We start from the raw sequence: 13,314 nt of genomic DNA, 5'->3' as shown, positions 1-13,314 counted from the left end.
CATAGCATCACAAGACATGTGCACTGTGTGCAAGCACCCGGTAACGCCGTGTTGTTTTCAAACATCGACGAGTTGGGGCGTGAAACGCGCGAGACGCGCGAAAGCCCCCCGCCTGCGTGGCGGGAGGCTTCGGTGGGACCGGGGAGCGCGGGGCCTAGAACTCGTAGTCCGCGATCACCCACGTGGCGAACTCGCGCCACAGGGCGACGCCCGCCTGATGGGCCGGGTGGTCCAGGTAGCGCCGGAGGGCGTCGGTGTCCTCGACCGCCGAGTTGATCGCGAAGTCGTAGGCGTTCGGCCGGTCGCTGATGTTCCAGGCGCACTCCCAGGAGCGCAGCTCCTCGATCTGGCCGGGAAGCGCCCGGAAGGCCTCCGCACCCGCGACGACCCGCGGATCGTCGCGCTCGACGCCCTCGTTGAGCTTGAACAGGACCAGGTGGCGGATCATGCGGAGTACCTCAGTTCTTTCCTCCGTTGGCGGCCCAGGTCATGAAGTCCCCGATGGCCTTGGCCGCGTCCGATATGCCCTCGAAGCCTATCTGGACGTAGCCGGCCGCCTTGGCCGGGTCCGTGATGATCACGTACAGCACGAAGACCACGAGCGCGTACAGAACGATCTTCTTGGCGTTCACCGCCACCGCGGCCCTCCCGTGTGTCCATGGGCCGTCGGGCCCCTGCTGCCGGCGGCGAGTGTAACGTTCACGCCCTTATCGGGGACCAACGGCCCACCGGGCAAAGCCTTTTGGGCGCGGCGCCCGCGTGGCGGCGGACCCGGCCCCCGTATGCGAAAAGGGCCCCGTCGTAAGACGAGGCCCTTTCGGAAGCGGTAGCGGAGGGATTTGAACCCTCGGTGACTTGCGCCACACTCGCTTTCGAGGCGAGCTCCTTCGGCCGCTCGGACACGCTACCGAGGGAGACCTTACAGCACGGTGGGGCGTGGTTCGAAATCGGAGTTCAGCGATCGCGGAAGAACTCGGTGAGGAGAGCGGCGCACTCCGGGGCGAGGACGCCCTCGACGACCTCCGGGCGGTGGTTGAGCCGCCGGTCGCGGATCACGTCCCACAGCGAGCCGGCGGCGCCCGCCTTCTCGTCCCGGGCCCCGTAGACCACCCGGTCCACCCGGGACTGCACCAGCGCGCCCGCGCACATGGTGCAGGGCTCCAGGGTGACGACGAGGGTGCAGCCGGTCAGCCGCCATTCGCCGAGGCGCGCGGCGGCCCGCCGGATCGCGAGGACCTCGGCGTGGGCCGTGGGGTCGCCGGTGGCCTCGCGCTCGTTGTGCCCGGTGGCGAGCACCGTCGTGCCGTCCGGGGACAGGACGACGGCGCCGACGGGGACGTCCCCGCCCCGGACGGCCCGTTCGGCCTCGTCCAGGGCGAGCCGCATGGCGTCCCGCCAGGGGTCGCGCACCGGGTCCGGTGCCGGAGGCGTGCGGTCCACCGGGTGCCCCGCGGTCAGCGGACGGTCTCCAGCACCTCCGAGGCTCCCAGGGCCTCGGCGATCGAACCGAGCGCGTCCTCGGCGTCCAGGGAGCGCAGTTCCTTCTCGCTGATGCCGAGGTCGTCGAGGATCTCGCTGTCGCCGACCGGGCTGTGCGGCACCGCGTCACCGGAGCCGCCCTCCTCGTCCCCGTCGTCGTCGGCCCCGGACTCGCCGTCCTCCGTGCCGTCGAGGTCGAGTTCGTCCAGGTCGGGACCGTCGGCGGCGCCGGGTTCCCGGCCCAGCAGCTCGTCGGTGAGCAGCAGCTCACCGTAGGCGCTGCGGGCGGCGGCGGCCGCGTCCGAGACGTAGATCCGGGGGTCGTCCTCCCCGTCCACGCGGACGACGCCGAACCAGGCGTCCTCCTGCTCGATCAGGACGAGCACCGTGTCCTCCTCCGGAGAGGCCTCACGGGCGAGGTCGGCCAGATCCGACAGGGTCTCCACATCGTCGAGCTCTGTGTCGCTCGCTTCCCACCCGTCTTCGGTGCGCGCGAGCAGTGCGGCGAAGTACACCGTGACTCTCCCACTGGTCATAGGCGTGCCGGTTGGGGGTCCCCCCGGCCGGAGGTTCTTGGGCGGAGAGAGCTGGGCTCCGAGCCCCACCCACTCGGAATCGTGGCAGAAACAAGGCGTTCAGGGGACGTCTTCGGCTCCCTGTGTCTGGCGGTTTCGAGCGTGAATCGTCACAGAGTCACCAGCGCTCTCGTTGCTGCCACCTGCGGATCGTACGCGGCTTTGCGAGACGCTCACGCACGCCCACCTCGGAAACGTCGGCGCGGCACAGCGATCTTCCTCACCTTCTTCTTGCCCACGGCTCCCGGCTCATGGCGTCCGTCCTACCAGCGGAAGGTGCGCATTCGCATGGCGTGGCGCAGCCGGGCCGCCTTGGCGCGTCGCGGCTGGACCCGGGCGCGCAGGGCGCGGGCCTCGGCCAGCTCCCGCAGGAACCGGGCCCTGCGGCGGCGCCGCTCGGCCTCGGTCTCGGGGGCGGCGGTCCCGGGCTCCGGAACGGCGGATTCGCCGGTGGGAGTGTCGGGACCCGTCTTCGGGGTGTCGGGGGTGCCGGGGCCGCCGGGGCCGGCCGTCCCGGTGCCGCGCGCCGCCGGTTCGGCCGTGCCGGTCCCGGGACCCGGCGTTCCGGTCCCCTTCACGTCGTCGGGCGTCTCCGGCAGGTCAGACACGTCACACCACCCCAGTCCGTCCCTCTCACTTTCCCTCGGACGGGCGGTTTGACGCCAGCGCCGACCGGTCCGGGGCGCGGGTACCGTTATGGGCATGCGTCTCCATGTCGTCGACCACCCCCTGGTCGCTCACAAGCTCACCACGCTGCGCGACCAGCGCACCGACTCCGCGACCTTCCGCCGGCTCGCCGACGAACTGGTCACCCTGCTCGCCTACGAGGCCACGCGGGACGTGCGCACCGAGGTCGTCGACATCGACACGCCGGTCGCCCGCACCACCGGTGTGAAGCTCGCCCGCCCGCGCCCGCTCGTCGTGCCGATCCTGCGTGCCGGTCTCGGCATGCTCGACGGCATGGTCCGGCTGCTGCCGACCGCCGAGGTGGGCTTCCTGGGCATGCTCCGCAACGAGGAGACGCTCCAGCCCTCCGCGTACGCCACCCGGATGCCGGAGGACCTCTCGGGCCGCCAGGTCTACGTCCTCGACCCGATGCTGGCCACGGGCGGCACCCTGGTCGCCTCCATCCGCGAGCTGATCAAGCGCGGCGCGGACGACGTCACGGCTGTGGTCCTGCTGGCCGCCCCCGAGGGCGTCGAGCTGATGGAACGCGAACTGGCGGGCACCCCGGTCACGGTGGTCACGGCCGCGGTGGACGACCACCTGAACGAGCACGGCTACATCGTCCCGGGCCTCGGCGACGCGGGAGACCGGCTGTACGGCGCGGCGGAGTAACCGAGCCTCTCGACACGCCGGGGCGCGGCGCCTCTCGGCACGCGGCCGTGCCGCGCGGGCCCGAGCACCCTGCGCCCACCCGCACCCGGCGACGGGGTGTCAGCACCCCTTCTTCGGGGAGCCGACGGCGGTCGGGGGCGCCGGCGCGGTCAGGGCGGTCAGCGTCCTGTCCGCGTCCGCCGCCCTCACGAGCCCCTTGAACCCGTCTCCGAGGACGAGGTCGAGCGTGGCCCCCTTGCGGCCGTCCGGGCGCTGCTCCGCCCCCGAGACCTGCGCCCCGAGCACCGGTAGCGACGTGCCGACCGCGGACGCCGGCCCGAGGACCAGCCCCGCGCCCTTCACCTTCTTGTCGTAGTCCTGGCCGGCGTTGCCCACGTCACCGATCTTGAATCCGCGCTTCTTCAGCTGGTCCGCGGTGTCCTTGGCGAGCCCCGTGCGCGCGGTGGCGTTGTAGACGTTCACGGTGATCCGGCCGGGCGCGGGCAGCACCTTCGCCCGGTGCGCGTCCGCGGCCCGCGTCGTGTCGGCCTCGGCGCGGCACGCCTTCGCCGCGGCGGCGCTCGACTCGCCCCCGCTGAAGACGTCGATGAGCTGGAGCGTGCCCCAGCCGAGCAGGCCGAGCGTGCACACGGACGCCAGTACGGCCGCGACCAGCCGGCCTCGCCGCCGGGGCCGGCGCATCCGGGGGTACTTCGTCCCCGTGATCCGGTATCTGCCGCCCATGCCGGGGGGAGTCAGCATGCTCATGAACGCAGCGTAGTGCGCCGGGGCGGTGATGCCTATCAGATGATCAGTCGAGGGCGCTCAGTGGAACCCGAAAGGGTCAATACGCGAGCGCCACACGGCCGATGGGCCACTCGACCGGCCCCGCCGTCCGGCCCCCTCGGGCGCGTCGCTGTCGACCGGCCCCGCCGTCAGTCGAGTTCGAGCACCCGCGCGTGCAGCACCTGGCGCTGCTGGAGCGCCGCCCGCACCGCGCGGTGCAGGCCGTCCTCCAGGTAGAGATCGCCCTGCCACTTCACGACGTGCGCGAAGAGGTCGCCGTAGAACGTCGAGTCCTCCGCCAGGAGGGTCTCCAGGTCCAGCTGCTGCTTGGTGGTGACGAGCTGATCGAGGCGGACCGGGCGCGGCGCGACGTCCGCCCACTGCCGGGTGCTTTCCCGGCCGTGATCGGGGTACGGCCGGCCGTTTCCGATGCGCTTGAAGATCACACGGAAAGCCTACCGGCCCAGACGTTCCGGGCGCAGCCATGGCGCCGGAGTGCGACGCTTGAAAAGGTTCCGCAAACGAGAACAAATGCCGTCTATCGGCAACAGGCGCCGGGATGAAGGAGCAAGGGGACCGGATGAGCGACGGCGACGCGGGCCCCGAGGCGCCCGCGGGACTCCCCGGGCCGGCCCGGGAGATCGCCGCCGGACACGCCTTCCCGGGCCCCGCCCCCGACCTCGGCGCCTTCTGTGGGACGGCGTCTGCCCCACCCGGACGCCCCGGTGCGCGCCCCCCTGTCCGTGCTCGACCGGCACGGCCTGGTCGGGGGCGCGAGCGGCACCGGCACGACGGACCCTCCAGGCGATCGCCGAACAGCTGTTGGCGCAGGGGGTGCCGGTGGCCCTCGCGGACATCGAGGGCGACCTGTCGGGCGTCGCGCTCCGGACGGCGACCGCGGGCACGACAGCGGTCCGGCGAGGTCGGCCCGCGGTGGGCCCCGGCGGATTCCCCCGCGGAGTTCCACGCGCACGGCGGGCCCGCCGACCTCCGCGGCCGGCTCGGCGACCACGTCCAGCACGCGCTGCGGGCCTTCACCCCGGACGACCGGAAGGCGCTGCGGGCGACCGTGCGGACCTTCCCCAGGCCGTCGTACGACCTCGCCGAGCACGGTGACCGCCGCCTCGCCACCGGCGAGAACGGCGCCCCCGACCCCGGTCGACGCGACCCGGCTGCCTGCCCCGGAGTCCCTGATGGGCCCGCTGGATCCGGCCGAACTGGACGAATCGGTACGGAACTCGCCGCTCCACGAACGTTGTGCACAGGCTGTGGACCGCGAGTCGGCGTACGAGAAGCCGAGGGCCGCGCCGGCGGAGAGGCAGGCGCCCGCCGCGCCGCGGGAGCGCCCGGTGGGGGAGGAGCCCCCGTGGTCGAACAGGTCGTCGGCAGCGGGATGTTCACGTCCCTGGCCCGCTCGGCCGGCACCCGGCCGGGCCGGGAGATCACGCTGTTCGGACGGCCCGCCGCGGGCGGTGAGCCGGTTCAGACGGTCTGCGGCACCCGCCGCGCCCGCTGCCGGATACGGAACGCGGTGACGATCTCGGTGATGCCGACCACGACCAGCCAGATGCCGCCGACGAGGGTCAGCACGGCGACCGAGCGGAAGGGCGAGTCGATCAGCACGATCCCGGCGACGAAGGTCAGCACGCCGAGCAGGATCTGCCAGCCGCGCGCGGGCATCCGGGGATCGGAGATCGCGGCCATGGTCTGGGTGACCCCGCGGATCAGCCAGCCGATGCCGATCCACAGCGCGAGCAGCAGGATCGACTGCATGGGCCCGCGGAAGCAGAGCAGGCCGAGCAGGATCGACAGCGTGCCGCTGATGAACGCCAGCACCCGCAGCGAGGTCGCCTGGTGCGTACCGAACGCGGCGATCAGCTGGAAGACACCGCTGACCAGGAGGTAGAGGCCGAAGAGGACGCCGGCCACGGCCAGCGAGGGGCCCGGCCACACCAGGACCAGGATGCCGAGGACCAGCGAGGCGATCCCGGTGAACAGGACCACCTGCCAGGCGGCTCGGGCCAGCGCGTGCAACGGCCCCTCGAACGGCGGTTCCGGCTCGTGGCGCTCACGGCGCCCCTGTGGTTCGTGGAGGGCGCCGGGCGGGTGTCCGCCGTGGACGTGCTGGTCGTCGTACTCACGGCCCCACTCCGGGCCCTGATGCGATGCCTCGGTCATGGTCCATGCTCGGAACGGTTCCGCGCGGTCCGCCACTCGGGTGGGCCACCAGGCGTACGCCCCCGCTCACTTCCGGGCCGCCTTCGCCGCCTTGGCCGCGGCCTTCGCCTCCTGCTTGTGGGCGCGCACCCTGGCGAGCGAGTCCGGTCCCGTGATGTCGGCGACGGACCGGTAGGACCTCGGTTCGCCGTAGGCGCCGGCGGCCTCGCGCCAGCCCGCCGGCGCGACCCCGAGCTGCTTGCCCAGCAGCGCGAGGAAGATCTGCGCCTTCTGCCGGCCGAACCCCGGCAGGTCCTCCAGCCGCCTCAGCAGCTCGGCCCCGCTCCCGACGCCCCTCCAGACGGCTTCGGCGTCCCCGTCGTAGTGCTCGACCAGGTACTGGCACAGCTGCTGGACGCGCTTCGCCATGGAGCCCGGATAGCGGTGCACGGCCGGCTTCTCGGAGAGCAGCGCGGCGAAGGCCTCCGGGTCCCGCGCGGCGATCTCGTGGGCGTCCAGGTCCTCGGCGCCGAGCCGGTCGGCGATGGTGCGGGGTCCCTTGAACGCCCACTCCATCGGGACCTGCTGGTCCAGCAGCATCCCGGTCAGTGCGGCGAGGGGCGAGCGCCCGAGCAGCGCGTCGGCCTCCGGGTCCTGTGCGAGGTGCAGGGTGACGTCCATGGGTCGATGATCCCGCGCCGCGTACGATCCCTCCATCGCGAGGAATATCCAGAACTGGCCCGCACCCAGGGCAGGGTCACCGCGTTCGACCGGGCCCGGCGGCTGGAGGCCGAACGGCACCGCGCCCAGGGCACGCCGGCCTCCTTCCTCGGCTCCGCGGACGTGCCCTGGGACGTCCTGGCCCGCCGTTGCCGCCTGGCCGCCGCTGGGAGCCCTGGACCCCGCTCGCCGTCCGGCTCTCCACCCACCTCCTCTTCGCGGGCTTCCCCGCCGAGCTCTGGCGCGAGCAGGTGATACGGCATCCGGGCCCGGACGCGGTGGGCCTGTTCGCCACGGACGGCCCCGGCACGGCGGGCGGCAACGGCTGGCTGGTCTCCGGCGCCCGCACCACCAAGGCCTTCGCCCGCTTCGTCCGCCAGGGCTTCGTGCCAGGCCAGGCGGTGGTGCTCCCCGAGGTCGACCTCCCCGACGTCCACCTCCCCGAGAAGCACGCCCGACTCGCCTTCCTGGACGTAGCTTTCGGAGGGTGACGACTCCGCACGAGCTGATCGCGCACTACGGACTCCGGCCGATCCCCCGCGAGGGCGGCCTGTTCCGGCGCACCTGGGCGGGGCCCGAGCGGGCGGACGGCCACCCCGAGGGCTCCGCCATCGTGGCGCTGCTCACGGCGGACGACTACTCCGCCCTGCACCGCCTGCCCTACGCCGAGATCTGGCACTTCTACCTCGGCGACCCGCTGGACCTCCTGCTCCTCGCCCCCGACGGCACCACCCGCACCGCCGTCCTCGGCCCCCTCCTGCGCGCCGGGCAGCGGCTCCAGCTGACCGTCCCGGCCCGCACCTGGATGGGCGCGCGGGTGGCCCCGGGCGGCGCGTGGACGTTCTTCGGCTGCACGACGGCCCCCGGGTTCACCTACGAGGACTACGAACACGGGAACCCGGCCGACCTCACGGCGCGTTACCCCGCCGAGGCCGCCCGGATCAGGGAACTGTGCCGCCCATGAGCCTCCTCGACGGACAGACCGCCCTGGTGACCGGAGCGGGCGGCGGCATCGGCCGCGCCATCGCCCTGCGCTTCGCCGAGGAGGGCGCGGCGGTCGCCCTCCACTGCCGCACGGCGGTGACCGAGGCCCGCGAGGTCGCCGACCGTATCCGGGGGGCGGGCGGCGAGGCGGTCGTCCTGCGCGCGGACCTGACGGACGAGGACGCCTGCCACCGCCTGGTCCACGAGACCCTCGACTGGTCCGGCGGACGGCTCACGGCGCTGGTCAACAACGCGGCCGTCCAGCCGGTCCGACCCCTGCCCGGCATGACGGCCGCCGAGTGGCGCGCGGTGGTCGACACCGATCTGACCGGTGTCTTCGCCTGCACCCAGGCCGCCGCGGCCCCTCTGAGGGCCCACGGTGGCGGCACCGTGACCCACATCGCCTCCATCGAGGCCGACCGGCCCGCCCCCGGTCACGCCCACTACGGCGCGGCCAAGGCGGCGGTCGTCACGCACGCTCGCGCGGCCGCCCTGGAGTACGGCCCCGACGGCATCCGCGTCAACACGGTCTCCCCGGGCCTGATCGACCGGGAGGGCCTCGCGCGGGCCTGGCCGGACGGCGTCCGCCGCTGGCTGGCCGCCGCGCCCACCGGCCGCCTGGGCCGCCCCGAGGACGTGGCCGACGCCTGCGTCTTCCTGGCCTCACCCCTCGCCTCCTGGATCACCGGCCACGACCTGGTGGTGGACGGGGGTGTCTCGGCGCGGCCCACCTGGTGAGCGGGGCCACTGGTCCGCCGCCCGGTACGGGGATGTCCCGCCGCCCGTCGCCGGCGCCTTCCTTCCGGGCGGACGGCGTTCTCCGCGGTGCGGTGCGACGGCGCACGGTGCGACGGCGCACGGTGCGGCGGGGCCGACCACGGGATGGGGTGGAGGCCGTCCAGGCCCCACGGCCCGAGGCACCGGACCGGTCCACCGCGACGCCACCGCGTGGCACCCGGGTTCCGGCACCGTGCAGGCCGGCCGTGCGAACGGTCGAACGGCCGCCGGGCGAGACCCTTCCGGCCGGCATGTCGCTCGCGGCCGGGATGGTGGGTGAACAGGGGCTGTCGTACAGGGCAGGGACAGCGTCCAGATCACGGGAGCGGCGACCAAGACCGCGACCAAGACCGCGACCATGGAACGACGAAGGCTCCGACCGAGATCCGGTCGGAGCCTTCGTCCGCCCGAGTGGGCGGCTGCGGAGGATACGAGATTCGAACTCGTGAGGGGTTGCCCCCAACACGCTTTCCAAGCGTGCGCCCTAGGCCTCTAGGCGAATCCTCCGCCGGAAACATTACATGACCGAGGGGAGTGCTCGCGAACTCGTTCCCGCAGGCCCGGATCGGGTACTCTCTGCGTAGCCCCTCACGCGGCGCTATCTGACTGAACTCCCCCAGGGCCGGAAGGCAGCAAGGGTAGGTCGGCTCTGGCGGGTGCGTGGGGGGCGTCTGCGTTGCCGGAAGGCCGCGGCGGGGCCGGTTGTCGGTGCGCGCCTATAACCTCGTAAGCGTGTCGTCTCTCGCGCTGTACCGCCGCTACCGTCCCGAGACCTTCGCCGAGGTCATCGGGCAGGAGCATGTCACCGACCCGCTGCAGCAGGCGCTGCGGAACAACCGGGTCAACCACGCGTACCTGTTCAGCGGGCCGCGTGGCTGCGGGAAGACGACCAGCGCGCGCATCCTCGCCCGTTGCCTCAACTGTGAGCAAGGTCCCACCCCGACCCCGTGCGGCGAGTGCCAGTCCTGCCGCGACCTCGCGCGCAACGGACCGGGTTCGATCGACGTCATCGAGATCGACGCCGCGTCCCACGGTGGCGTGGACGACGCCCGCGAACTGCGCGAGAAAGCCTTCTTCGGCCCCGCGGGCAGCCGGTACAAGATCTACATCATCGACGAGGCCCACATGGTCACGTCGGCCGGCTTCAACGCCCTGCTGAAGGTCGTCGAGGAGCCCCCCGAGCACCTCAAGTTCATCTTCGCCACGACCGAGCCCGAGAAGGTCATCGGCACCATCCGCTCGCGGACCCACCACTATCCCTTCCGGCTCGTGCCGCCCGGCACCCTGCGGGACTACCTCGCCGAGGTGTGCCGGAAAGAGGACATCCCGGTCGAGGAGGGCGTGCTCCCGCTCGTCGTGCGCGCGGGCGCCGGTTCCGTCCGTGACTCCATGTCCGTGATGGACCAACTCCTCGCCGGCGCGGGCGCGGACGGTGTGACCTACGCCATGGCCACCGCCCTCCTCGGCTACACCGACGGCTCCCTCCTCGACTGCGTCGTCGAGGCCTTCGCCACCGGTGACGGCGCCGCCGCCTTCGAGGTCGTCGACCGCGTCATCGAGGGCGGCAACGACCCCCGACGCTTCGTCGCCGACCTGCTCGAACGGCTTCGTGACCTGGTGATCCTCGCCGCCGTCCCCGACGCCGCCGACAAGGGGCTCATCGACGCCCCCGCCGACGTCCTGGAGCGCATGCGGGCCCAGGCCTCGACCTTCGGCGCCGCCGAGCTGAGCCGCGCCGCCGACCTCGTCAACGAGGGCCTCACCGAGATGCGCGGCGCCACCTCGCCCCGCCTCCAGCTCGAACTCATCTGCGCCCGCGTCCTGCTCCCCGCCGCCTACGGCGACGAGCGCTCCGTCATGGCCCGCCTCGACCGCATCGAGCGCGGCGTCCACTTCGGCGCGGGCACCGGCGCCCCCGCCATGGGGTACGTCCCGGGTCCGGAGGCCCACGGCGGCGCCCCGGCCGCGATGATGCCGCCCGGCGGCGGGCCCGCGGCGGCACGGGCGGCCGTGCGGGCGCCGGGCGGGGCGAGTGGTGGCGGTCCCGGTGGTGTACCGGGCGCCGGTCCGGTTGTCGGTGGTGCTCCGGGTGCCGGTGCCGGCGGTGCGGTTCCGGCCGCGCCCGCGCCCGCGGTCGCCTCCGCGCCCGCGCCTGCCGCTCCGGCGGAGCGGCCCGCCGCACCTCCCGCCGAGCCTCCGGCTCCGGCGGCCCCCGCTCCCGCCCCCGGCGCCTGGCCCACCGCCGCCCCCGCCGGAAGCGGACGGCGCCCCGGTGGCTGGCCCACGGCCGCCGCGCCGGGCGGCCCGCAGGGCCAGGGCCCCTCGGCCGGCGCCCAGCCGACGGCCCAGACCGCCCCCGCGGCCCCCCAGCCCGCCGCGGCCGCCCCCGCCGGCGGGCTCGACCCCCGCGTGCTCTGGCCGAACATCCTGGAGGCGGTCAAGAACCGCCGGCGCTTCACCTGGATCCTGCTCAGCCAGAACGCCCAGGTCACCGGCTTCGACGGCACCACCCTCCAGCTCGGCTTCGTGAACGCCGGAGCCCGCGACAACTTCGCGAGCAGCGGCAGCGAGGACGTGCTGCGGGCCGCGCTGGCCGAACAGTTCAACGTGCAGTGGAAGATCGAGGCGCTGGTCGACCCGTCCGGCGGTGGCTCCGCGTCCCCCGCCCCGGGCGGCGGTTCCGGCTTCGGCGGTGGCTACGGCGGCGCGGGTGCCCCCGGCGGCGGCCACGGCAGCGCCGGCGCGTCCGGCGGCGGTGGCTACGGCGCACCCGCCGCCCGCCCCGGCGCGCCCTCCCCATCCGCTCCGCAGTCGCCCGCTCCGGGCGGCTCGGCGCCGTCGGCACCCCCGGTGTCCGCCGCGCCCCGGCCCGCCGCGGCCCCCGAGCCGCCCCCCGTCTCCATCGAGGACGACATCCCCGAGGACGACGACCCCGACCTGGACGAGTCGGCCCTGTCCGGCCACGACCTGATCGTGCGGGAACTGGGTGCCACGGTGGTCGAGGAGTTCACCAACGAGTGAGGCCCCGCGCGGCGGGCGGCCGAGGAGGCCGCCTGGGTGAACCGGGCTCCCGAAGCCGATGGCCCGGGGGCTCCTCGGGACGCGGGGGACCCCTCGTGCCGTGCCTGGACCTCGCCGGCGAGCCCGGCCCTTGGAGGAACATACGACTTCCCCGGGCCCCGGCCTTCGGCAACCTTGCCATTAGGCTGACCCCGTGAACGTCCTCGTCATCGGCAGCGGCGCCCGCGAACACGCCCTGTGCCGCTCTCTGTCCCTCGATCCCGACGTCACCGCGCTGCACTGCGCCCCCGGCAACGCCGGCATCGCCGAGGTCGCCGAGCTGCACCAGGTCGACGCGCTCGACGGTGCCGCGGTGACCGCGCTGGCGAACCGGCTCGGCGCCGAGCTGGTCGTCGTCGGTCCGGAAGCCCCGCTGGTCGCCGGTGTGGCCGACGCCGTGCGCGCGGCGGGCATCGCGGTGTTCGGCCCGTCCGGCGAGGCCGCCCGGCTGGAGGGGTCCAAGGCCTTCGCCAAGGACGTCATGGCCGCGGCCGGGGTGCCGACCGCCCGGTCGTACGTCTGCACCACCGCCGAGGAGGTCGCCGGGGCCCTCGCCGCCTTCGGCGCCCCCTACGTCGTCAAGGACGACGGCCTCGCCGCCGGCAAGGGCGTCGTCGTCACCTCCGACCTGGACGCCGCCAAGGCGCACGCGGCCGCCTGCGAGCGCGTGGTGATCGAGGAGTTCCTCGACGGTCCCGAGGTGTCCCTGTTCGCGGTCACCGACGGCGAGACCGTCGTACCGCTCCAGCCCGCGCAGGACTTCAAGCGCGCCCTGGACGGCGACGAAGGCCCCAACACCGGTGGCATGGGCGCGTATTCGCCGCTGCCGTGGGCCGATCCGAAGCTGGTCGACGAGGTGCTGCACACGGTGCTTCAGCCGACGGTGGACGAACTGCGGCGGCGTGGCACGCCGTTCTCCGGCCTGCTCTACGCCGGTCTGGCGATCACCAGCCGCGGGGTCCGGGTCATCGAGTTCAACGCCCGCTTCGGCGACCCCGAGACCCAGGTCGTGCTGGCCCGCCTGAAGACCCCGCTGGCCGGGTTGCTGATGGCCGCCGCCACCGGCAACCTCGCCGACCTGCCGCCGCTGCGCTGGAGCGAGGACGCGGCCGTCACCGTCGTCGTCGCCTCGCACAACTACCCCGGCACCCCGCGCACCGGCGACCCGATCACCGGTCTGGACGAGGTCGCCGCCGAGGACGCCCCGCACGCCTACGTCCTGCACGCGGGCACCCGGCAGGAGGGCGACGCGGTCGTCAGCGCGGGCGGGCGGGTCCTCTCCGTCACCGCGACCGGCAAGGACCTGACCGAGGCACGCGAGCGGGCGTACCGGGCGGTGGACCGGATCGGACTCGACGGCTCGCAGCACCGCACGGACATCGCGGCGAAGGCGGCGGCCGAGGCGCTCTGAGCCCCGGCGCCCCCCGCTGCCCCCCGCCGCCCCGGCACACGCCGCAAG

At 73.9% G+C, this 13,314-nt stretch carries 15 protein-coding genes, 2 tRNA genes, 1 other RNA gene and 3 pseudogenes; 10 read left to right on the top strand and 11 right to left on the bottom strand.

Translation table 11 applies throughout. From position 1 onward, the window contains the following. Positions 1–154: 154 nt before the first annotated feature. From QSK45_RS13270 to QSK45_RS13245, 6 genes are all read right to left on the bottom strand, one after another. Complete coding sequence (locus tag QSK45_RS13270; RefSeq protein ID WP_285556416.1) at positions 155–448, bottom strand: Dabb family protein; 294 nt, start codon at positions 446–448, stop codon at positions 155–157. Positions 449–458: 10 nt separating this feature from the next. Beyond that, positions 459–638: a hypothetical protein gene (locus tag QSK45_RS13265; protein WP_285556414.1), complete on the bottom strand. Its 180-nt coding sequence runs from the start codon at positions 636–638 to the stop codon at positions 459–461. 186 nt (positions 639–824) lie between these two features. Next, positions 825–909 (bottom strand) — tRNA-Ser (locus QSK45_RS13260). A 45-nt stretch (positions 910–954) separates the two neighbouring features. Continuing rightward, positions 955–1,386 (bottom strand): tRNA adenosine(34) deaminase TadA, encoded by a 432-nt coding sequence (gene tadA, locus QSK45_RS13255; protein WP_285557071.1) that lies wholly within the window; start codon positions 1,384–1,386, stop codon positions 955–957. A gap of 68 nt (positions 1,387–1,454) precedes the next feature. After that, on the bottom strand, positions 1,455–1,994 hold the full coding sequence (locus QSK45_RS13250) for a tRNA adenosine deaminase-associated protein (RefSeq protein ID WP_285557069.1): 540 nt from the start codon (positions 1,992–1,994) through the stop codon (positions 1,455–1,457). Positions 1,995–2,317: 323 nt separating this feature from the next. Further along, positions 2,318–2,662, bottom strand: coding sequence for a hypothetical protein (locus tag QSK45_RS13245; protein WP_285557114.1), 345 nt, complete (start codon positions 2,660–2,662; stop codon positions 2,318–2,320). Positions 2,663–2,756: 94 nt separating this feature from the next. Here QSK45_RS13245 and upp point away from each other — a divergent pair, with 94 nt between their 5' ends. Beyond that, a complete protein-coding gene (gene upp / locus QSK45_RS13240) occupies positions 2,757–3,392 on the top strand; it encodes a uracil phosphoribosyltransferase (RefSeq protein ID WP_285556412.1) in 636 nt (211 codons plus the stop codon). 99 nt (positions 3,393–3,491) lie between these two features. Here the strand turns inward: upp and QSK45_RS13235 are convergent, their stop codons facing one another. Further along, a complete protein-coding gene (locus QSK45_RS13235; RefSeq protein WP_285556410.1) occupies positions 3,492–4,139 on the bottom strand; it encodes a LytR C-terminal domain-containing protein in 648 nt (215 codons plus the stop codon). A gap of 167 nt (positions 4,140–4,306) precedes the next feature. After that, positions 4,307–4,603, bottom strand: coding sequence for a type II toxin-antitoxin system VapB family antitoxin (locus tag QSK45_RS13230; protein WP_004943146.1), 297 nt, complete (start codon positions 4,601–4,603; stop codon positions 4,307–4,309). On the opposite strand from QSK45_RS13230, the pseudogene QSK45_RS38505 reads away from it, so the two are divergent. The 3 genes and pseudogenes from QSK45_RS38505 to QSK45_RS38495 all read left to right on the top strand — a co-directional run. Beyond that, positions 4,587–5,015 (top strand): annotated as a pseudogene (locus QSK45_RS38505) (hypothetical protein); the annotation flags it as partial. The gene QSK45_RS13230 and the pseudogene QSK45_RS38505 overlap by 17 nt on opposite strands. 133 nt (positions 5,016–5,148) lie before the next feature. Continuing rightward, a pseudogene (locus QSK45_RS38500) lies at positions 5,149–5,256 on the top strand (helicase HerA-like domain-containing protein); the annotation flags it as partial. Between the two features lie 94 nt (positions 5,257–5,350). Next, positions 5,351–5,692, top strand: a complete 342-nt coding sequence (locus QSK45_RS38495; protein ID WP_395483280.1) for a hypothetical protein — start codon at positions 5,351–5,353, stop codon at positions 5,690–5,692. On the opposite strand, the gene QSK45_RS13220 is transcribed toward QSK45_RS38495, so the two are convergent. Both QSK45_RS13220 and QSK45_RS13215 read right to left on the bottom strand, forming a co-directional pair. Beyond that, positions 5,640–6,335: an HdeD family acid-resistance protein gene (locus tag QSK45_RS13220; RefSeq protein ID WP_285556399.1), complete on the bottom strand. Its 696-nt coding sequence runs from the start codon at positions 6,333–6,335 to the stop codon at positions 5,640–5,642. The two genes, QSK45_RS38495 and QSK45_RS13220, sit on opposite strands and share 53 nt — an antisense overlap. A gap of 66 nt (positions 6,336–6,401) precedes the next feature. Then, complete coding sequence (locus QSK45_RS13215) at positions 6,402–6,995, bottom strand: HhH-GPD-type base excision DNA repair protein (RefSeq protein WP_285556396.1); 594 nt, start codon at positions 6,993–6,995, stop codon at positions 6,402–6,404. 6 nt (positions 6,996–7,001) lie between these two features. On the opposite strand from QSK45_RS13215, the pseudogene QSK45_RS13210 reads away from it, so the two are divergent. The 3 genes and pseudogenes from QSK45_RS13210 to QSK45_RS13200 form a co-directional block, all read left to right on the top strand. Then, positions 7,002–7,477 (top strand): annotated as a pseudogene (locus QSK45_RS13210) (penicillin acylase family protein); the annotation flags it as partial. Between the two features lie 44 nt (positions 7,478–7,521). After that, positions 7,522–7,998, top strand: coding sequence for a cupin domain-containing protein (locus QSK45_RS13205; RefSeq protein WP_285556393.1), 477 nt, complete (start codon positions 7,522–7,524; stop codon positions 7,996–7,998). Then, the gene (locus tag QSK45_RS13200; protein WP_285556390.1) at positions 7,995–8,756 is read left to right on the top strand and encodes an SDR family NAD(P)-dependent oxidoreductase; all 762 of its coding nucleotides are present in this window, start codon (positions 7,995–7,997) and stop codon (positions 8,754–8,756) included. The genes QSK45_RS13205 and QSK45_RS13200 overlap by 4 nt, the downstream gene beginning before the upstream one ends. Positions 8,757–9,217: 461 nt before the next feature. On the opposite strand, the gene QSK45_RS13195 is transcribed toward QSK45_RS13200, so the two are convergent. Next, positions 9,218–9,302, bottom strand: a tRNA-Ser gene (locus tag QSK45_RS13195). Positions 9,303–9,375: 73 nt separating this feature from the next. Here QSK45_RS13195 and ffs point away from each other — a divergent pair. The 3 genes from ffs (at position 9,376) to purD (ending at position 13,266) form a co-directional block, all read left to right on the top strand. After that, positions 9,376–9,470: signal recognition particle sRNA small type (gene ffs, locus QSK45_RS13190), an RNA gene on the top strand. 57 nt (positions 9,471–9,527) lie between these two features. Then, complete coding sequence (locus tag QSK45_RS13185; protein WP_285556388.1) at positions 9,528–11,816, top strand: DNA polymerase III subunit gamma and tau; 2,289 nt, start codon at positions 9,528–9,530, stop codon at positions 11,814–11,816. Positions 11,817–12,009: 193 nt separating this feature from the next. Then, on the top strand, positions 12,010–13,266 hold the full coding sequence (purD, locus tag QSK45_RS13180) for a phosphoribosylamine--glycine ligase (RefSeq protein ID WP_285556386.1): 1,257 nt from the start codon (positions 12,010–12,012) through the stop codon (positions 13,264–13,266). Positions 13,267–13,314: the final 48 nt, after the last annotated feature.

Source organism: Streptomyces hygroscopicus subsp. hygroscopicus (assembly GCF_030269125.1).
Taxonomy (GTDB): Bacteria; Actinomycetota; Actinomycetes; order Streptomycetales; family Streptomycetaceae; genus Streptomyces; species Streptomyces hygroscopicus_C.
This window is presented reverse-complemented; position numbering and strand designations above follow the sequence as displayed.